This window comes from Modestobacter italicus (assembly GCF_000306785.1).
Classification (GTDB): domain Bacteria; phylum Actinomycetota; class Actinomycetes; order Mycobacteriales; family Geodermatophilaceae; genus Modestobacter; species Modestobacter italicus.
Map to the genome: position 1 here is coordinate 2499258 of NC_017955.1, position 18194 is coordinate 2517451.

At 71.7% G+C, this 18194-nt stretch carries 16 protein-coding genes; 6 read left to right on the top strand and 10 right to left on the bottom strand.

What is annotated here, in order from left to right; translation table 11 throughout:
* Positions 1–72: 72 nt before the first annotated feature.
* The 5 genes from MODMU_RS12155 to MODMU_RS12175 all read right to left on the bottom strand — a co-directional run bounded on the left by MODMU_RS12155 (position 73) and on the right by MODMU_RS12175 (position 4166).
* Positions 73–927, bottom strand: a complete 855-nt coding sequence (locus MODMU_RS12155) for a class I SAM-dependent methyltransferase (RefSeq protein ID WP_014740548.1) — start codon at positions 925–927, stop codon at positions 73–75.
* A gap of 64 nt (positions 928–991) precedes the next feature.
* Positions 992–2704 (bottom strand): LuxR C-terminal-related transcriptional regulator, encoded by a 1713-nt coding sequence (locus tag MODMU_RS12160; RefSeq protein WP_014740549.1) that lies wholly within the window; start codon positions 2702–2704, stop codon positions 992–994.
* 418 nt (positions 2705–3122) lie between these two features.
* Entirely contained in the window at positions 3123–3398 is a 276-nt protein-coding gene (locus MODMU_RS12165; protein ID WP_014740550.1) for a type II toxin-antitoxin system RelE family toxin, read from the bottom strand.
* The gene (locus MODMU_RS12170; RefSeq protein WP_041795217.1) at positions 3395–3670 is read right to left on the bottom strand and encodes a type II toxin-antitoxin system Phd/YefM family antitoxin; all 276 of its coding nucleotides are present in this window, start codon (positions 3668–3670) and stop codon (positions 3395–3397) included. The genes MODMU_RS12165 and MODMU_RS12170 overlap by 4 nt, the downstream gene beginning before the upstream one ends.
* On the bottom strand, positions 3615–4166 hold the full coding sequence (locus MODMU_RS12175; RefSeq protein ID WP_014740552.1) for a hypothetical protein: 552 nt from the start codon (positions 4164–4166) through the stop codon (positions 3615–3617). Before MODMU_RS12175 ends, MODMU_RS12170 begins: the two co-directional genes overlap by 56 nt.
* A 524-nt stretch (positions 4167–4690) precedes the next feature.
* Here MODMU_RS12175 and MODMU_RS12180 point away from each other — a divergent pair.
* The 3 genes from MODMU_RS12180 (at position 4691) to MODMU_RS12195 (ending at position 7825) form a co-directional block, all read left to right on the top strand.
* Positions 4691–5533, top strand: a complete 843-nt coding sequence (locus tag MODMU_RS12180) for an MEDS domain-containing protein (protein WP_014740553.1) — start codon at positions 4691–4693, stop codon at positions 5531–5533.
* Positions 5530–6468 (top strand): anti-sigma factor RsbA family regulatory protein, encoded by a 939-nt coding sequence (locus MODMU_RS12185; protein ID WP_014740554.1) that lies wholly within the window; start codon positions 5530–5532, stop codon positions 6466–6468. Before MODMU_RS12180 ends, MODMU_RS12185 begins: the two co-directional genes overlap by 4 nt.
* An 847-nt stretch (positions 6469–7315) precedes the next feature.
* Positions 7316–7825, top strand: coding sequence for a hypothetical protein (locus MODMU_RS12195; RefSeq protein WP_014740556.1), 510 nt, complete (start codon positions 7316–7318; stop codon positions 7823–7825).
* A 187-nt stretch (positions 7826–8012) separates the two neighbouring features.
* Here MODMU_RS12195 and MODMU_RS12200 read toward each other — a convergent pair whose 3' ends face one another.
* From MODMU_RS12200 to MODMU_RS12210, 3 genes are all read right to left on the bottom strand, one after another.
* On the bottom strand, positions 8013–9743 hold the full coding sequence (locus tag MODMU_RS12200) for a hypothetical protein (protein ID WP_166503474.1): 1731 nt from the start codon (positions 9741–9743) through the stop codon (positions 8013–8015).
* A gap of 261 nt (positions 9744–10004) precedes the next feature.
* Positions 10005–10379, bottom strand: a complete 375-nt coding sequence (locus tag MODMU_RS12205; RefSeq protein ID WP_014740558.1) for a hypothetical protein — start codon at positions 10377–10379, stop codon at positions 10005–10007.
* Positions 10380–10974: 595 nt separating this feature from the next.
* Positions 10975–11961: an NAD(P)-dependent alcohol dehydrogenase gene (locus MODMU_RS12210; protein ID WP_014740559.1), complete on the bottom strand. Its 987-nt coding sequence runs from the start codon at positions 11959–11961 to the stop codon at positions 10975–10977.
* A 257-nt stretch (positions 11962–12218) separates the two neighbouring features.
* On the opposite strand from MODMU_RS12210, the gene MODMU_RS12215 reads away from it, so the two are divergent.
* Together MODMU_RS12215 and MODMU_RS12220 are read left to right on the top strand one after the other, a co-directional pair.
* The gene (locus MODMU_RS12215; protein ID WP_014740560.1) at positions 12219–13073 is read left to right on the top strand and encodes a GIY-YIG nuclease family protein; all 855 of its coding nucleotides are present in this window, start codon (positions 12219–12221) and stop codon (positions 13071–13073) included.
* 427 nt (positions 13074–13500) lie between these two features.
* Positions 13501–13758: a hypothetical protein gene (locus tag MODMU_RS12220; protein ID WP_014740561.1), complete on the top strand. Its 258-nt coding sequence runs from the start codon at positions 13501–13503 to the stop codon at positions 13756–13758.
* A 37-nt stretch (positions 13759–13795) separates the two neighbouring features.
* Here MODMU_RS12220 and MODMU_RS12225 read toward each other — a convergent pair whose 3' ends face one another.
* Together MODMU_RS12225 and MODMU_RS12230 are read right to left on the bottom strand one after the other, a co-directional pair.
* A complete protein-coding gene (locus MODMU_RS12225; RefSeq protein WP_014740562.1) occupies positions 13796–14458 on the bottom strand; it encodes a response regulator in 663 nt (220 codons plus the stop codon).
* Positions 14455–15594 (bottom strand): sensor histidine kinase, encoded by a 1140-nt coding sequence (locus MODMU_RS12230; protein WP_014740563.1) that lies wholly within the window; start codon positions 15592–15594, stop codon positions 14455–14457. Before MODMU_RS12230 ends, MODMU_RS12225 begins: the two co-directional genes overlap by 4 nt.
* A 172-nt stretch (positions 15595–15766) precedes the next feature.
* On the opposite strand from MODMU_RS12230, the gene MODMU_RS12235 reads away from it, so the two are divergent.
* Positions 15767–17926: an MMPL family transporter gene (locus MODMU_RS12235; protein ID WP_014740564.1), complete on the top strand. Its 2160-nt coding sequence runs from the start codon at positions 15767–15769 to the stop codon at positions 17924–17926.
* The last annotated feature ends 268 nt before the right edge of the window (positions 17927–18194 follow it).

Sequence of the window (18194 nt, forward strand, 5' to 3'; positions counted from 1 at the left end):
TGACGCACGAGGTCCAGCCGTGTCCCATCCGGTCACGCAGCAGCCGCTCCGCGACCGGCTGGGACACGGCCGTCACTTGGTCCCGACGCCGATGTTGAGGGGTGCGAACAGCTCGGCGGGGCGCGTCCCGTCTGCCCGCTCACGGAGCATGTCGTCGAGGACCTGGCGCACCGTGGCCTGCTGGTCGGTCGTGAGGTCACCGACGATCATCCCCGCGATCGGGTTGCTGCTCAGCATCCAGTTCCACAACTCCTGCCCGGAACGACACTCGATCCGCTCCCGATGGTCCGTGTCCACCATGACGTCTCTCAGGCCGGCGTCGATCAGACGCCGGCGCAACACGTCTGGATCAGCCACCTGGAACTCCAGCGGCGGGGGATCGTCCGGTAGCCCCGCGAACTCGGGCACCACGGCGAGGAGCGCGGAGATGAAGAACTGCAGGGCCTCGAACTCGGCCGGGGAGCCGTAGGCGATCACCAGGACCCGCCCGCCGGGCCGTGTCACGCGGACCATCTCGCGCAACGCCGCCGGCTGGTCCGGGACCAGCATGACGCCGAACTGCGATCCCGTGACGTCGAAGGTGTCGTCTCCGACATCAAGGGCGTGGGCGTCCATCACGCGTGCCGCGGCGTCGCGGAGCCCTTCCTCGCGCACGTGCACGGTGAACCGTTCCACCATGACCGGGGACCAGTCCGTCGCGAGGACCCGGGCGCCGAGGCGCGCGGCCGGCAGACTCAAGCCACCCGGTCCGGCGGCGACGTCCAGGAACCGGTCACCGACCTGCAGGCCAGCCAGGACGAGGCCCGCGTGCGCGAACGAGGCCTCGCCGGGGGCGACGAACTCGTCATAGCCCGCCGCGATCGCGTCCCAGGCCTCGGCCGGGGGGACCTCGTGGTGGTTCGCCGGTGTCCGTGCATCCATCGACATGGCCCAGCCCTCCTGTCCGGACTCCCGGCGCCGCGGTGACGGTCGGCGCCGGCTGTCGTCGACACTAGGAATCCGAGCCGACCGCCGCATCGGGCGGATCGTGGAGATCGCCGGAGGGGTGGATGGGCAGTTCTGCGTAGGGCACCTGGACCAGGTCGTGCGTGTACGCGTAGGCAGTGGCGGCCGATCGGGACGACAGCGCGAGCTTCGTGAAGATGCTGCTCACGTGCGTGGCCACCGTCCTCTCGCTGATCGAGAGCTCGGAGGCGATCGCCCGGTTGGTCCTACCTGTCGCGACCAGCGCCAACACCTCCGTCTCGCGGGCGGTGAGCCCGCCATCTCCCCGGTGGGCAGCCCCCGGCAACAGCGCCTCGGTCGCAGCCAGGTCCGGCTCCGCGTCGAGGTCACGGAAGACCGACCGTGCCGCGTCCAGCTCCCTCTGCGCGCCACCGGTGTCTCCCATCGATCGGCAGGCCAGCCCGATCAGCACCCGCACCCGTGCCGCCTCGTACGGCGCTCCCAACTCGGACCAGTCCGCGGCCGCGCGGCGCAGCGTGGTGAGGGCGGCGCGCATGTCTCCCTCGGCCAGGAGCACCGCGCCGGTTGCGTGGAGGAGCACTGCCCGCAGCAGGTGTGTGTTCCACGCGGGCACGATCGTCGACAACTCGTCGACCGCGGCGCGGGCAGCGGCGACGTCGCCGGAGGCGAGCATGACCTCGACGTAGGGTGCCAGCAGCCTCGACCGCGTCACCGGATCCCCGGCCTCGTCCAGCACGCGGCGCATGGCGGCGACAGCCTCGTCGACGCGGCCCTGCCGGAGCCGGAGTTGCGCCAGGCCGGGTTCTGGTGGGCGTCCCCATCGATGGGCACGCCCGTACGCGTCCTCCGCCTCGGGGATCTCTCCCCGGAGCCGGTGGAGCTCGGCCCGCAGGTAGTGCGCGGCACCGAGGGCGGCTTGACCCGTGGGTCGGGCGAGGCGGTCGCATGCCCGCTGGACCTCGATCCCGGCGTCCGACCACGCCCCACGCAGCAACATGAGCTCAGCACGGTGCACCAGGCACTGACCGCGGTAGAGCACCAGTTGCGGCTGGGCTTCGCACCAGCGGCTGAGTGCCGCAGTCCACTCCTGGGCTCGACGCACGTCACAGACCTGGTGGCACCCCTCGATGACCGTGCAGTACATGTCACCGACCGCGGCGGGCGACACCTCGTGCGCCGTGATGGCCACCATGGCGTCGTCCAGCAACGCCATCCCCTCGGCGACCTCCCCGAGGCAGATCAGGCAGCGGCCTCGACCAGCCCGGGCCAGCGCACCCAGTTGGGGGTCGGAGAAGCGGTCGCCGACCGAGGCAGCGTGCGCGAAACCGGCGCTGCCGCCCGCCGCGTCGCCCTCGAACGTCCGCCGGAGAGCGGTTGCGTAAGCCAGGTAACCATGTTCGACACAGTCCAGCGTGCTGTCGTCGAGCAGCCGCTGCGCCCGGTGGATCCAGCCGCCGGCGCGGGCCGGCTGGCGTGCGTTCAGCAGGATGAACGCGATCCAGAACGCACAACGCGCCGCGCGGGGGACCTCGCCGAGCCGAACGCACTCCTGATGGGCGCGTGCCCAGACATCGACGCTCTCCTCGTCCCTGCCGGTCAGGAACGCGGCTACGGCGAGCCGCTCCAGGTCCCGGAACTGGAGTGGGACTTCGCCATCCGCGACCGACAGCTCTGACCACGCGTCTTCCCAGGCCCGCCGGCCGAGAGACGCACGGCCCTGGAGGACCGCATCACGCATGGGGACAGTGTCGACCCGGCACGGTCAGCGCCGATCGTCGCCGGTTCTGCGGATGTCCAGCGCCAGGTGTCATGCGCTCGTCACGGGAGCATGCGATCGATCAAGACGGACGGCCCGGCTCCTGACCTGGACGGACGCCGGGCGGAGGCTGTGTCCGAGGGGTGACACGCTACGTACGAGGAGATGAGATCGGGCGTGGCGCAGTACACGGCGGTCCCAGCTCCGGTGACGACAGCTGCGACTGCGCGCGTCGGCGCAATGACCATGTGGCCATTGTGTCGTGGGGACCGACCAGCAAGCCGCGATCGGCGTACGGGCCTACGGCACAACCGGAGACGCCCCACGGACCCGGAGGCCGTGGGGCTTCGACTCGGTGTCCGAGGGCGATCCGGTACCTCCGCGCTGCTGAGCAGGCCGATCAGCCGTAGACGTCGGCGCGGTGCGAGATGCGCACGACGCGGACGAGGACCTCGTCGGCGTGGATCGAGTAGACGACGCGGTACTGACCCCTCCGTGCGGACCAGTAGCCCTCCAGGTCGAAACGCAGAGGCTTGCCGACGCGGTACGGGTCCGCGGCGAGTGCGCCGTACAAGAAGTTGACGACCGCGACTGCGACCGGCTCGGGGAGGTCGCGCTCGATGGCCCGCTTGGCCGCGGCGGAGAGGACGACGGTGTGAGCCGTCGGACCGGTCACCGGCGGCGAGCCGCCAGTGCCGCCCGCACCTGGGCCTCGTCATAGGAGTTCCCGGCCGCCATCTCGGCCTCGGCTCGCCGGATCTCCGAGCGGGCCTGAGGGTCGGACAGGACCTCAAGGGTCTCCATCAACGACTCGTAGTCCCCGACCGCGAGGATGACGGCCACCGGACTGCCGTTGCGCGTGATCGTGACCCGGTCGTGGGTGCCGGCCACCTCATCGATCACCTGGCTGAACCGAGCCTTCACCGTCGCGAGCGACTGCGTCGTCATGACCAGAATTCTGACCAACAAGCCACTCGCGGTCAAGCAGATCGCCTGGTGACCGCAGGGCCACGCGACGCGGGTCGAACCTCACAGCGGGCGGGTGCACGACCGGCGTGATCCACCCGCCGGCGGCCAGATGAAGACTCCAGGTCCCCTCATCCCGGTCGACCAGGAGGGCGTCGAGGACGTCGGCCCACTCCTCGTCGGCAGCGGTGACATCGGCGCCACCGGGCCGGGAGAGTGCGAATGCCACGTGCCCGTCGTCGACCCCGTCCGCTGTGACGGCACGGTGGACCTGCAGGACCGCTTGAGCGGCCCGCAGGTCGGGGTCAGCCACGCCGGTGATGCGGAGGCAGCGCCCGATCCGGTGGCCGAGGGAGTCGAGCCAGAGCATCGCCAGCGTGGCACCAGGGTGGTGGTCCCCGGACAGGACCTCGGCCCACCAGAGACTCAACTCGGCAGCAGAGGCGATGGGCACGGTCGATCGCAGGATGTCGGTCATGCCGCCACGGTGACACCAGCTGCCGACGGCCCAGGACGGTTGTCCACAGCCCGCTCGCCCGCCGGATGGGCGGTACAGGCGGATGGGACCGGGAAGGACGAAGCCCCACGGCGGTCCACCGTGGCGCTTCGATCTCTGTTCTGTCCAAGGGGCGCCACGTGGACACGCACACGGCTCAGGCCGGCCGCGTGCTGAAGGGCAGGGGGCGGCGACACAGCTCTGGGGCACGCCGTCGGTTCCGCGACGGGCGGTCCGGGCTTTGAGCACGGCCACCAGTCGGCTTCCTGTGGTGAGGGCTTCCTGGCCCGAGACGGGCGAGAGGCACGGGTTCGAACAGCGAGGGTGACAGCGCTCGGGGTACGGGGAGGCCGAGGCGGCCGTGTCGAGGCGCCGACGACAAGGCAGGGGGTCCTCCGTCGGGGCTGAGGCGAGAACGGCTCGAGGCTGTCCTGCCCGCGGGCGGGCGTCCCACCGCCACCATGATCCACCCGCGTCCGTGGGGCTGCGGGAGTAGCGTCGCGGGGGTGACAGCTCTGCGGCAGCTGGCATCGCCGACCGGCCTGAGGCACGGCGACCACGTCTTCTGGACGTTCGACGATCCCTCGGACTTCTCGGCCGCAGTCCTGCCCTATCTCGATGAGGGACGGTGGCTCGGCGAGCAACTGCTCCTGACCGGAACGTCACGGGCGGCCCTGCTGGATGGACTCGCAGACCTGCCCGAGCGAGACCAGATGCTGGCCAGTGGGCAGCTCGAGGTGCGCCTCATCTGCGACATCGTCGACCCGGCGCGTGGACTGGAGCCGGTGGAGCAGATGGAGTCGTACCGCAGACAGGTGGCGGCCGCGCTCGGGCGTGGTCGAACCGGTCTGCGGGTGGCCGCAGACGTCACCACGCTGGCCCAACGCGGTTCCGTTGACCGTCGGCAGCTGCACGTCTACGAGCGACTGGCCGACCGGATGACGGCGTCTGTTGCTCTGACGGCGTTGTGCTTGTACGACTCGTGGCTGGATGACGACGTCCTGCGGCCGCTTGCCGTCCTGCATCCCGATCAGCACCACGGGGGACGGGTGCTGGGATGCCTCTGCGAGCGAGGACCGTGGCTGTCCCTGCGCGGGGAGGTGGACCTGAGCCTTGCCGACGCTGTGTTGCGCGCCCTCGTCGACGTGACACGGGATGCGCCCGGCGAGGTGGTGCTGGATCTGGCGGACCTCGAGTTCCTCGACGTGGCTGGTGCGCGCATGCTGGCCACGGCCGTCCGCCTGCTCGGGGAGGTGGGCGTCCACCTGCGGCTCGTCCGAGCTCGGCGGCCCGTCGGCCGATGCCTGCAGCTGTTCGACCTGGCCGATGGGCAGGCGGTCTGCACATGACTTCGATGCGTCCGACCGGCGAGTGGGACGGCACGACCTTCGCGCACGAGGCGTTCCTCTTCGCCACTGATCAGGAGGTCCTCGACCGGATCGTGCCCTTCACGGTGGAAGGGCTGTCCCGTGGGGAACCGGTCCTCGTCGTCGCCGGCAAGCGGGTCCGCAGGCTCCTGGCCGCGGAGCTGGGGCAGGACGTTCGCCGGCTGGCGACCTTCGCCGCCGCGGAGACCTGGTGGCGTGGTGGCCACGGGACGCTGCACGCCTACGACCGCGACCTACGGACCCTGCGGTCCGCTGCGCCGACCTGGCGGCTGGTCGCGGAGCCGGTGTGGCTGGCACGCGAAGACGGCCGGGAGTGGAGTCGCTTCGAGGCTGTCGCGAACCGGTGCTACGCCGCCATGCCGTACTACAGCCTCTGCCTGCACGACCGGCGGCGGCTCCCGACGTCGGTGCTCGACGCGGTGGTCCGCACGCACCCGCTCACCTGGAGCGGGCACGCACCGGTGGAGGCGGCCGCGTACGAGGACCCAACGCGGTTCCTCCGATCGGTGCAGCCGGAATGGGACGCGAGACCCGGGCACTCGGCCGTGTGGACCGTCACCGCACCGCAGGAGGCACGCCGGGCGTTGGCCGCGGCGGTGATCGACGGCTGGCGGGAGCGAGCCGACGACGTCGTCCTGGCGACGCACGAACTGCTCACCAACGCGCTCCGGGTCGCCCCGTTCGTCGAGGTGGCGTTCTGGACCGACCACGAGACCCTGGTCGTCGAGGTCGCCGACACCGGACCAGGGCTGCCCGATGAGACGCGCGGCTACGTCCCTCCCGCCGCCGATCTCGCGGGAGGCCGTGGAATGTGGCTCGCGTGGAGTCTCGCCGATGACGCCGCCGTTGCTTCCAGTCCCACGGGAACGGCCATCCGCCTGTACTTCCGTCGTTGAACCGCTGAGCACGTTCGCCTCCGTGGAGTTCCGGAGGTCGTGGCCGACGCGGCGGTCGAATCACGAGGCTGGCGCCGCGCGCGAGTACGCCCGGCGACGCGAGGCGGAGGCCGGCACCGGCGAGCCGTTTCCGGACGGCACGTTCACCAGCCGCCCGAACCAGGCGAGTCGGATGTTCGATGTCCGCCTCTCGGATGAGCGGTTCGCTGCAGTCCAAGAGATCGCCGAGAGCCAGCACCTCCTGATGTCCACGATGGCCCGAGCGTTGCTCCTGGACCGACCAGAGGAGGAACGCGGCGGGTCCAGACGAGCGCCGGTGGCCACGTGGGAAGACGCCGGTGTGCGTCACATGGTGTCCGAGGGGCGACACGCTGCACACGCACGCCTGGTCACCTGAAGCTGATCGCCTTGATCGACTGGGCGGACATCGCGAGGCGTTTCGAGCTCACCGGCGCCGGCATCGTGAACGGGACGCAGTTCTGTGCCGTCGAGGCGCTGGCCGACGGCTCACGGCACGTCCGGCTCGATGCCCTCGAGACGGCGATCTTCCGGGAGTACGTCAAGGAGGGGAGGTCGTGCAGTCGGGCGCGCCGCCGCGACGTCGGCCATCGAGGTCCGACGCGGTTGCTCGGCACCATGACGAGGTCCGGGGGTCGGCAGGGGACACCTACCCGCGACCGGCGAGCGGCTCGCTGTGCATCGGCGCCGCCCCTCACTGCTCGAGGAGGACGGTCCGCGCAGTCACGCGACGGTGGTCCGAGGGACACGAGTCCGGACGCCATCCGCCTGCCCCTGCAACGACCCTCGGTCCTGCCTGCCGGCAGGCCAACTCGTCTAGCCTCGCGGTATGCAGCTCGCGGCTGCTTCAGCGCAGACTCAGCCGTGGTGGGGGATTCCGGTCTTCACCATCAGCGGGATCGTCCTCGGTGCGCTCATCACTCAGGGCTTTACCGTCTACGTCAACAGAAAGAATGCGCTCGCAGATCGCACAACGGCCGATCAACGCCTGAGCCGGGAGACGCTGGTCGACATGATCACCGCGGCACATGCGTTCATCGGGTCGGGAACTGGGACCAGACAAGAGGAGGACTCGGCGTTCCGCGGCAGTTCCGTCTTGGCGCGGATGGTCCTCGACGACACGGTCCTGGCGGAGGTGGACGACTTCTATTGGGCGGTTGTGCACTTCATGGACACCATCGACAGGCCAGACGTGGGCTCCGCCGTCAAGAAGGAGTTGAACATCCGAGCCGCTGCGGCGGAATCTGCGCTGATCCAGGCCGCTCGCCGGGCGCCGGATGTCTTCGGGCTGCCCGACCTCACGCGTGCGTCAGGCGAACGCTCGATCAACCCCTCCTGAGGTGGCGTGGTCTGGCAGTTGTCGGCCCACGACAAGCCGATCCTTGCAACGACGGAGGCCTGCGCAGGCCTACCACGCTTCCCTGCCCCCCGGGGCTTCGCTCAGCCCAGGCCCAGCGAGGGTCCGGGCGAGTCCATGGCCATCGTGCTTTCGGGCTGGTCGGTCGTCGACCGTCCAGGTGCGCTGGTCAGGCGTCACGTCGCGACCGCAACCAGGCCTGCACCGACAGGGCGGCCGGCAGCTGCGGCGGGTCGATGAGGAGCGCGACGGGATCCAGGTGCGCCGCAGCCGCAGCCGCAGCCGAGCGCACGGGCGGCCGACCGGCGTCCGTCGCTGGGCCACCTGCTGGGACGAACCTCAACCAGCCGGGATCGGCTCCGTGCGGCTCGATGAGGACGACGTCTCGGATGAGGTGCGTCGGGAGCCTGCCGCCCCCCGCGGAGTTGTGCACCACGACGTCGCCGTCCTCGAGCCGCACCGCGCCGTCCACGGAGCGCACCAGCGGCACGGGCTCGGGCGACGGGTCCCGGCCGCCGCGCCCGAACACGCCCGCGAGCGGCGGCTTGCCGACCGGATGGGCGAGGTCCACCCAGAAGACCTGATCCGCGCTGCGCGCGAACAGGGAATCCCGCGGGGGGCCGAGGGCGAAACGGTGCCCACAGCCGGTACACGACTCATCACTGGGAACGCGGACGTCGGACAGGCACCTGGGGCACACGGGGACAGGGGCGGAGACCGCGACGGGTTCGGCACACGCCGGGCATGAACTCGGCGCACCGGACCTGCCCAGCATCAGCGACTTGACGACCAGAGCCAGCGGTGCCGGGTTCTGGCTGACCACCGACAGCACGCCGGCGGACGCCGCGGAGGTGAGCAACGTTCGTCGGCGCTGGAGGTCCTGCTGCCGACGGCGGGCGTCACGGTCGTCCGGCCTGGTGTGCCCGCAGGAGACGCAGATGAGCTTGCGGCGGGATTCCGCCGCTCTACCGGCGACGAACAGCGCGGCCACCGTGTCGAGCACGTCCCGCTCTGCCGGGGACACCGTCAGAAGACGCGCTCCACGGGCAGGCACGAGCAGGTGGGCCGCAAGACGTCGGGCCAAGGGCATCAGGACGTCGGTGAGCGGCTGGGGCTGGTCAACCGGGGGCAGCGTCGTCAGGAGCAAGGCGACCTGCAGCAGCTCCGCCTGGTCGGCAAGGGACAGCAGGCCGGCCTCGTCGCCGTGCAGCAGGACGACCGGCTCCTGTGGGTCAGCGGTGTCGACGGCGATCGCGAGTTCCCTCTTGCCCAGTTGCGCCGGCGGCGTTGCGGGCAGCCAGGAGACCGGGGGGCCGAGAACGGAGATCCGGCAGGTCAGACACTTGCCGAGGACGGTCTCACGCTGCGGCGTGCCGTCGCGCGGGCATGCGGGATCGGAGCCCTGGACCCGCTCCAGTCCGCCGCAGGCCGGGCACGGCACCGCGTCGCGGACCACGCCGGCCAGGACGTCGGACGCCCTTTGCACGAGACCGCGGATCCTCACCGCCGCCTCGGTCGCGCCGGCCGCGAGGAGCTGATCCCGCCGGCTGATGGGCTGCGAGCCGTGGGCGCCCTGATGGGGGCCGTCGGTGCACGCCTGCGGAGCTGCGGTGGAACGACCGCAGGTGCGGCACCGCCAGGTGGTTGCGTGCGCGAGCTCCCGTCGCGCACGGGTCTGCGTCAGGGACATCTCGAATGCCTGCTGCTCGGCGGGGAAGACCGCCACCCTGACGGCTGACCGCGTCCTGCCCAGGTCGCCTCGCAGCCGGGCCGACAGAACCCGGAGCCGACCGGCCACGGCCGGCGCCACGGCATCGGAGGCTGCCAACCGGCGGGAGACGTCCAGCCAGGAGTCGAGTTCGGACGGTGCCATCGCGTAGGTCCCGGCGATCGTGTCCACGAGCACCGGCGCCCTGGAGTCGGAGGTGGCTGGTCCACGTCCTCCGCGCGCGGTCGGATGCGCCTGGTCGTGCCCCTCGGACGCGGCGGAACCCCGCCCGCTCCGGTCAGACGGCCGCATGAGAGGCCACCCCCTCCTGCCCGGACTCCCGGGGCGATCACGTGGCCGGGGCGCGGCCGCGGGCTGGGCTGTTCAGAAGCAGGTCAGCTCACGAGCATGGTCCCGGCCGATGTGTGGTCGACGTGTTGGTGACGGCGGCCGTCACCAGGCATCGGAGATCCACCCGCGGACGCCGTGGATCGCTCGGCCGACACCCCCGAGGAGAGACCCGTCCCCGTCGTCGATCGGGGTGGTCGCATCGGAACTGCTGGGTGCGGCGACCGCACTCGTCTCCGCACCGTCCCCCGGGGCAGCACTGGGCTCCGTCCCCTCGCCCGTCGTGTCGCCGTCCTCCTGGGACCCGAGCGCCGCCTGCAACTGCTCGCCGTACTCACGGACTTCCAACTGGCGCTTGTGCGTGGCCATCGGATGGAGGAAGTCCGCTACCTCGTCGAACCCGGCCTTCTGAGCAATCCGGTGGGCCGGACCGATGGCCGACAGGGCGTGCGCTCCCAGGCTCGACAGCATGGTGCTCATGGTCCTCTCTTCCGACCTCCGCGATGGCTCTTCGATCGCGGTCCTCACAACGGTCGAGCCGCTTCTCGGCCCCATCGCTGACCGCCTGCGTCCGCGTAACGGCTGACCGGGATCGGGCCCGCCGTGATGCCGGCGGGCCATGAGATCCGGTAGCACCGTGGTGCCGGTCAGCCAGCGACTGCGTCACTCGCAAGCGCGGCACCCGTGCACGCCCCGACATCGCGCGCAGCGCCGAGTGGCTGGCCGACGCGGCTGCCCGCCAGCCGCGCAACGCCGTGGGGGAGGCGCTGTCACGGTCGTCTCCGAACGCTGGGCCACGCCGGCGCGAGCATCACCCTCTGCGACCACCAGCACGTGCACCCCGCATGTGGCCGCCCCGTTCGCGGCGCTGCTCGAGGCTGGCGACAACGCGGGCCGTGACGTGTCAAGAGCGGTGTCACGAGGCACTTCCAGCCCCTGACATGGCACTACCCTGGGATCCTGACCTGCAAGAACACCGGGGACCGTGTCCGAGGGGCGACACGCTACACACGCACACGTTGGCTGCGTCCCACCGCAACCAAGCGGGGATGGCGCGGGGCGCGGCCGATGACGCTCAGGGGACGGTGACGACGACCTTGGCAGAGGCGTGTTCGGTCTCCAGGTAGCGGATCGCGATCGGCACCTCGGCCAGCGAGTAGGCGCGGTCGATCACCGGGCGGACTCGTCCGGACTCAGCCAGCTGAGCCAACGCGGTCAGTCGCTCCGCGGTCGGCGTCGCAGTGAACGGCGCGATCCGCTGACGGACCACGCGGCCGACCAGCCCGCCGCGGACGATCAGGGCCATCGGCCCGATCAGGCTGCCGCCGTCAAACACCCCTCCGCCGGACAGCACCAGGGTTCCCCGCTCGGTCAGGACCCCGCGCAACTCACGGAGGCTACGGTTGCCCACCAGATCGAGCACGACGTCGAAGCGTTCACCGGCGGCGAGGGCGTCCTCGGTCGTGTAGTCGACGACGGCGTCTGCGCCGAGCGAGCGCATCAGATCCAGGTTCCGGGTACTGCAGACGGCCGTGACGTGTGTGCCGAGGGCCTTGCCGATCTGGACGGCGAAGGTGCCGACCCCACCCGAGGCGCCGTTGACCAGCAGCCGCTGGCCGGGCTGCACGCGCGCGACATCGCGGAGCGCCTGCAGCGCGGTGCAGCCGGCCAGTGGCAGGGCTGCCGCCTCCTCGAACGTCAGACCGTCGGGCTTGGGCGCGACCTGGCCGGCCGGTGCACGGACGTACTCGGCGAAGGCGCCATCGGTCATGCCCGTCTCGCCGTACACCTCGTCGCCGGGCAGCATGTGGCTCACTCCGGTGCCGACCTCGGCGACCTCGCCGGCGAAGTCGCGGCCGCGGACGGGGGCCTTCGGGCGGCGCAGACCGAGCTGCAGCCGGGCGAGCTTGGGGTCGCCGCGCATGACGTGCCAGTCAGCCGCGTTGACCGAAGCGGCGCGGACCCGAACGAGCACGTGCCCCGGGCCGGCGTCCGGCCGGTCGACGTCCTCGAGGCGCAAGGTGTCGGGGGATCCGTACTCGCGCTGGACGATCGCCTTCATCGCTGCCCCCTCGGATGCCCACCGATCCCTGGTCGGGAGGCTAGGGGAGAAATGAGAGCCCCCACAGCCCAGAGGCCGTGGGGCTTCGACTCGGTGTCCGAAGGGCGACACGGTACTTCTGCACACGCCTGTCACCCGGCTGAGCAGCTGCCCGGACGAGGGACGTACTACGGGAGGGGCTCCTGAGTGCAGCCCGATCGCGGGGCCGAACCGAGTGCATGCAGCTGCCACCCTGGCGCGGCCCGTAAGTTTCGATCATGCAGTCAACCGAGGCATCCCCGTTGCACGGTGACCTGAGCCTCGCCGACCTGCTGAACGTGGCGGGCATCGCGACGGACGACGTGCTCCTCGTCCGGCATACCTACAGCGCCGACGGCCTCGCCGGCCCGCACGACGCTACGGTCGAGAACGTCCTCAACTACTCCCGAGCCCAGTCGATCCGGCAGAGCAAGATCCCGAGGGATCCACCTGCCTTGTGGCTCAACTTCGTGGCGGATGGCAAGCGACGCTCCCGGTTCCTCGCTGCCTACGAGAACAGGGGTGAAGTTCTGGCTGAGCGGACCGACGTCCTGCGGTACTTCGATCTCCACGAATCCGACGTTCTCGTCTCGCTTCGGGACCGGCTCGTCATCGAGTGGTCGAACGACACGATCAACTGGGCCAAGGCAGGCGGGAAGGCCGGGCAGATGCCGGTGGTCGAGATCGCCGACCCTGCCCGCGTGCCGTTCCCGGGCTTCGACAACGTCCTCATCACGCACGACGAGCTGCTGGCAGTGGTCGAAGACTCGCGATACGCGGAGTGGAGGACAGCGCTGGCCGCCGTCCAGGGCGTCTACCTCGTCGCAGACACCAGCAGCGGCGAGCTGTACGTCGGGAAAGCGGACGGCACGGAGCGCCTTCTGGGTCGGTGGAGTGCCTACGCCCGCGACGGCCACGGCGGCAACGTCGCGCTTCGCGAACTTGCAGAGATCGACGTGACTCACCGTCGGCACTTCATCTTCAGCATCTTGCGTGTGTTCGGCCCGATCGCGACTACCGCTGAGGTCGATGCGGCGGAAGCCCATTACAAGCGGGCGCTCCTCTCCCGGCAGCACGGCCTCAACCGGAACTAGCGGCGGCATCGCGACCATGCCGGCTACGTTGGCCGGAAGTACATTGGGGAGCAGAAGTGCCTTGGATGGAGCTGCTAGAGGCGGTCCTCCCTCGTCCGCCGGGCCCGCGCAGTGCATGCTCCGCCCCAGTGCCCCCCAGCTTGGAACACGTCACGCCCGAAAGTTGGGGGACTCCTGCACGGAGTGGTGACAGGTTGGGTCGAGACTGCCGCAGGACCACCGGCGGCACCGCCGATGAGGGGACAGCTGACCTGCCGTCACCGACCCCCTGGTCGGCTGACGTAGTCCTACAGCCATCCAGCGGACATGCCGATGCCAGAAGCGGACGAACCCCCATCAGCCAGTGAGGCCGTGGGGGTTCAACTCGGTGTCCGAGGGGCGACACGGTACTTCCGCACACGCATGAGCGTCTTGGAGCCTCCGGGACGTGACCCGGCCGCAGCGAGGACGAGTTCAACCCCTGGTCGCTGCCACGGACATCCCTGAGGCGCCGTGGCGGGCCGTGGAAGCCGAGGTCACGAAGCGGGCCCGGCTCAACGTGATCAACCACCTGCTCACCCAGGTGCCGTACGAGGACCTGACGCCCGAGCCGCCCGTGCTGCCACCCCGGCCACCGGTGCGTGACGACCACGTCCGGCCGCCCACGGGGAGTCAGGACGTCGTGCCCGACGTCGTCCCCGGCTGACCTGCTGCCTCGCCGGCGATCCGCAGGCCGCGCCCGTTCAGGATCCCGGCTCGACGAGCCCGGCCTCGTAGGCGAACACCACCACCTGGGCGCGGTCGCGCAGGCCGAGCTTGGTGAGCACGCTCGACACGTGCGACTTGACCGTCGCCGCGCCGATGTACAGCTCGCGCGCGATCTCGGCATTGCTCCGCCCCCGCGCGACGGCGGTGACGACGTCGCGCTCCCGGGCGGTCAGCCTCTCCAGCCGTCCGGCGAGGGCGGTGTCGGGCGCGCGCTGCTCCGCGAAGCGCCCGATCAGCCGCCGGGTGATCGACGGCGCGAGCAGTGCGCCGCCATCGGCCACCGTGCGGACGGCGACGACCAGCTGCTCGGGCGGCAGGTCCTTGAGGACGAAGCCGCTGGCTCCCGCGCGCAGCGCCCGGTAGACGTACTCGTCCGGCTCGAACGTCGTGAGGATGAGCACCCGCACCGCGTCGCCGAGCTCGGCGACGATGCGCACCGTGGCCTCCAGGCCGTCCATCTCCGGCATGCGGATGTCCATCAGCACGACGTCGGGCCGATGCCGGCGGGTGACCTCGATCGCCTCGACGCCGGTGCCGGCCTCCGCGACGACCTCGATGTCCGGCTGGTGGTTCAGCACCATCGCGAAGGCGCCGCGCACGAGCGCCTGGTCGTCGACGACGGCCACCCGGACCGTCATGACGCGCCGCCGTCGAGCGGCAGGCGGGCCCGCGCGGCGAACCCGCCGTCCGGACGCGGGCCGACGTCGAGGGCGCCGCCGAGCAGCTGCGCGCGCTCGCGCATGCCGACGATGCCGTGCCCGGCGCCGGGCAGCGACGTCGCCCCGCTGCCGTCGTCGCGCACCTCGACGACGAGGTCCCGTCCCTCCGTCGTGAGCCGGACGTCGGTGCGCGCGCCGGGTCCCGCGTGCTTCACCACGTTCGTCAGGCTCTCCTGCACGATCCGGTAGGCCGACAGCTCCACCCGCGCGGGCAGCCCCCGGGTCACGCCGTCGATCCGCAGGTCGACGTCCAGGCCCGCCTCGCGCATCCGCGCCACCAGCGCGGGGAGGTCGGCCAGACCCGGCTGCGGCTCGGTGTCCGCCGATCCGGCCGAGGGGCGCAGCACGCCGAGCAGGTGACGCAGCTCGTCCAGCGCCTGCCGGCCGGCCTCCTCGACCGCGCCCATGGCGCGCGCCGCTGCCTCGGGGTCGCTCGACGCGACGGTCTTCGCCGCGCCCGCCTGGACCGTCATCAGGCTCACCCGGTGCGCGACGACGTCGTGCAGCTCGCGGGCGATGCGGGCGCGCTCGTCCGCGACGATCCGCTGCTCCCGCTCCTGGAGCTCGCGCACGCGTGCCGCGGCTCGCTGGGCGCGCGTCCGCAGCCGGCGCCCGACGTCCCAGACGGCGACGAAGACGACGACGCCGAAGGCCACCCCACCCCAGGGCTCGTCCGCGGTGATGCCGTCCAGCACGAGCACGACGAGCGCGGCGTCGACGCCGACGTGCCCCCACCGGTCGGCCGTCCCGTACCGACCGAGGGCGTAGACGGCGAAGAGCGCCTGCCCGCCGACGACGGAGAAGTCGCTCCCCAGCAGCAGCGCCCAGGCGGCCAGCACGACCGCGAGCACGGCCGCCGGTGCGCGCCGGCGCCAGTAGAGCGCGGCGCTGGCCACCGCGACCAGCAGCAGCGCCCAGATCGGGACGTCGACGGCCGCGCGCCACCGCAGCGCATCGCCGGGGCCCTCCCTGATCGAAACCGCGAGCGCGAACAGCACCGCGGCGAGGGCGGCGTCGGCCGCCCTCGGCCATCGGGTGAACGGGCCGGGTCGCATGCGAGGAACGTAGGCGCGCCCAGCTCCGCTGTCGCCGGTCCGGCGGGGGACGCCGGTCCCCACCTCCAGGGGGAGACCGCGGCCGCTCGGACCCGTCCCGCGCCGGGCGACAGCCCCCGGGCCGGCGCGAACAGTCCGAGGTGCCGCATTCCCACCACCCCCTGGAGCGACCATGAACCGCTGGATCCGACGGATCGGCACCGCGAGCGCCCGCCGCCCCGGGCGGACGATCGGCGTCTGGGCCCTCCTCGCCGCGCTCGTCGTCGTGCTCTCCAGCACGCTGGGCGGCGCGTACCTCGACGACTTCACCGCACCGGGCAGCGACAGCGCCGCCGCGACCGAGCTGCTCGAGCAGCGGTTCCCCGAGGCGACGGGCGGCAACGCCGTCGCCGTCTTCGCGGCGCCCGAGGGCGAGCGGCTCGACGCCTACCGGGACGACCTCGAGTCGACGCTCGTCCGGCTGCGCGCGACGGAACGCGTCACGGCGGTGAGCGAGCCCTTCGCCAGCGGCGCCATCTCGACCGACGGGCGGATCGGGTTCGCCGACATCGTCCTGGACGCGCCGTCCGGGGAGCTCGGCCCCCAGCCCGCCGAGGCGCTCGCCGCGGCCCTCGCCCCGGCGCGCGACGCCGGGCTCACCGCCGAGGTCGGTGGGGAGGCCGTGTTCCTGAACTCCGAGCCCGAGCCGTCGGGCGCGGAGGCCGTCGGCGTCGTCGTGGCGCTCGTCGTGCTCGTCGTGGCGTTCGGCACCGTCGTCGCCGCACTGGTGCCGATCGCGCTGGCGCTGGTCGCGGTGGCGGCCGGGCTCGGCGGCATCACGCTGCTCGCCGCGGTCATGGACGTCTCCACCTCCGCGCCCGTGATCGCCGGGATGGTCGGGCTCGGCGTCGGCATCGACTACGCGCTGTTCGTCGTGTCCCGCTACCGCGAGAACCGCGCTGCGGGCCAGGAGAACGCGACGGCGCTCTCCGCCGCGATGGGCACCTCCGGCACCGCGGTGTTCTTCGCCGGCGCCACGGTGGTGCTCGCCATGGCCGCCCTCGTGCTCACCGGCACGGGCGTGCTCGCATCGATCGGCCTGGCGACGTCGCTCGTCGTGCTGTTCGCCGTGGCGACGGCGCTCTCCCTGCTGCCCGCGCTGCTGTCGCTGCTCGGTGACCGCATCGACGCCGGACGCGTCGTCGGCCGGCGCCGTGCCGCGCGTCCCGTCGAGGCGAGTGCCTGGTGGCGCCTGTCCCACCGCATCTCGGCGCGGCCCTGGCCGTACCTGGTCGTCGCGTCGGTGCTGCTCCTGACGCTGGCCGCGCCGGCGCTGTCGATGAGGACCGGCTTCCCCGACGCCGGCGACGAGCCGGTCAGCACCACGCACCGGCAGGCGCACGACCTGCTCGCCGAGGGGTTCGGTCCCGGCATCAACGCGCCGCTGCTCGTCGTCGCCGACCTCTCGGGTCCTGGTCTGTCCGCGGACGACGTCCCGCTGCTCGCCGAGCGGATCGGCGACGACCCGGGCATCGGCTCGGTCGCCGAGGCGACGTTCTCGACCGACGGCGCCACGGCCGTGCTCGCGGCGCTGCCGACCACCGCGCCGGCCGACCCGGCCACGGCGGCGACGCTCGAGCGGATCCGCGACGCTGCGCCGGACGGCGTCCACGTGACCGGGCAGGCCGCCCTCGCGATCGACCTGACCACCTCGCTCAACTCGACCCTGCCGCTGCTCCTGGGATCGGTGCTGGCCGCCTCGTTCGTGCTCCTGGTCGTGGTGTTCCGCTCCGTCACCGTGGCGCTCAAGGCCGTCGTCATGAACCTCTTGTCGATCGGCGCGGCCTACGGCGTCGTCGTGGCGGTCTTCCAGTGGGGCTGGCTCGGCGGGCTGATCGGGCTCGAGGGCACCCACCTCATCGCCTCGCCGCTGCCGGCCATCTTCTTCGCGGTGCTGTTCGGCCTGTCAATGGACTACGAGGTCTTCCTCGTCTCGCGCGTCCGCGAGGCCTACGACGCCAGCGGCGACACGGTCGAGGCGGTCGCGCGCGGGCTGGCGTCCAGCGCCCGCGTGATCACCTGCGGCGCGCTGATCATGACGGCGGTGTTCCTGTCCTTCGTCGCGAACCCGAACCCGTTCGTCAAGATGATCGGCCTGGGGCTCGCCGTCGCGATCGCGCTCGACGCGACGCTGGTGCGCATGGTGCTCGTGCCGGCGACGATGGCGCTGCTGGGCAGGGCCAACTGGTGGCTGCCGGCCTGGCTCGACAGGCTGCTGCCCGTGGTCCGGGTGGAGGGCGACGTCGAGGCCGCTCCCGCGGCTCCCGCGCGGGTGACGGTGCCGATCGGCTGAACCGGCTCGACACGCGCGCCGACAACGGGCCGTTCCCCGAGCGGTAGCCAGGGCCCCCGGGAGCGGCCCAGGTACGCGACAGAGCCCCCATGGTCGGTGACCGTGGGGGCTCTGGTGTCTGTGTCCGAGGGGGGACTTGAACTCACGTAAGTCGACCTGCATCGAGCAGCATCACAAGGCGCTGAGCTGCACGTTCGGCGATCAGATGATCTTGGCGGGCGGCGGAAACACCTCTAGATACCCCCGGATACCGGGCGCGCAGTATCAG

Bases quoted from the DNA above. Each gene is read 5' to 3' on its own strand.
- MODMU_RS12210 (WP_014740559.1), bottom strand. From the start codon at position 11,961: ATGAAGGCGATCGTCCAGCGCGAGTACGGATCCCCCGACACCTTGCGC.
- MODMU_RS12205 (WP_014740558.1), bottom strand. From the start codon at position 10,379: ATGAGCACCATGCTGTCGAGCCTGGGAGCGCACGCCCTGTCGGCCATC.
- MODMU_RS12235 (WP_014740564.1), top strand. From the start codon at position 15,767: ATGAACCGCTGGATCCGACGGATCGGCACCGCGAGCGCCCGCCGCCCC.
- MODMU_RS12185 (WP_014740554.1), top strand. From the start codon at position 5,530: ATGACTTCGATGCGTCCGACCGGCGAGTGGGACGGCACGACCTTCGCG.
- MODMU_RS12230 (WP_014740563.1), bottom strand. From the start codon at position 15,594: ATGCGACCCGGCCCGTTCACCCGATGGCCGAGGGCGGCCGACGCCGCC.
- MODMU_RS12170 (WP_041795217.1), bottom strand. From the start codon at position 3,670: ATGACGACGCAGTCGCTCGCGACGGTGAAGGCTCGGTTCAGCCAGGTG.
- MODMU_RS12195 (WP_014740556.1), top strand. From the start codon at position 7,316: ATGCAGCTCGCGGCTGCTTCAGCGCAGACTCAGCCGTGGTGGGGGATT.
- MODMU_RS12225 (WP_014740562.1), bottom strand. From the start codon at position 14,458: ATGACGGTCCGGGTGGCCGTCGTCGACGACCAGGCGCTCGTGCGCGGC.
- MODMU_RS12155 (WP_014740548.1), bottom strand. From the start codon at position 927: ATGTCGATGGATGCACGGACACCGGCGAACCACCACGAGGTCCCCCCG.
- MODMU_RS12215 (WP_014740560.1), top strand. From the start codon at position 12,219: ATGCAGTCAACCGAGGCATCCCCGTTGCACGGTGACCTGAGCCTCGCC.
- MODMU_RS12175 (WP_014740552.1), bottom strand. From the start codon at position 4,166: ATGACCGACATCCTGCGATCGACCGTGCCCATCGCCTCTGCTGCCGAG.
- MODMU_RS12160 (WP_014740549.1), bottom strand. From the start codon at position 2,704: ATGCGTGATGCGGTCCTCCAGGGCCGTGCGTCTCTCGGCCGGCGGGCC.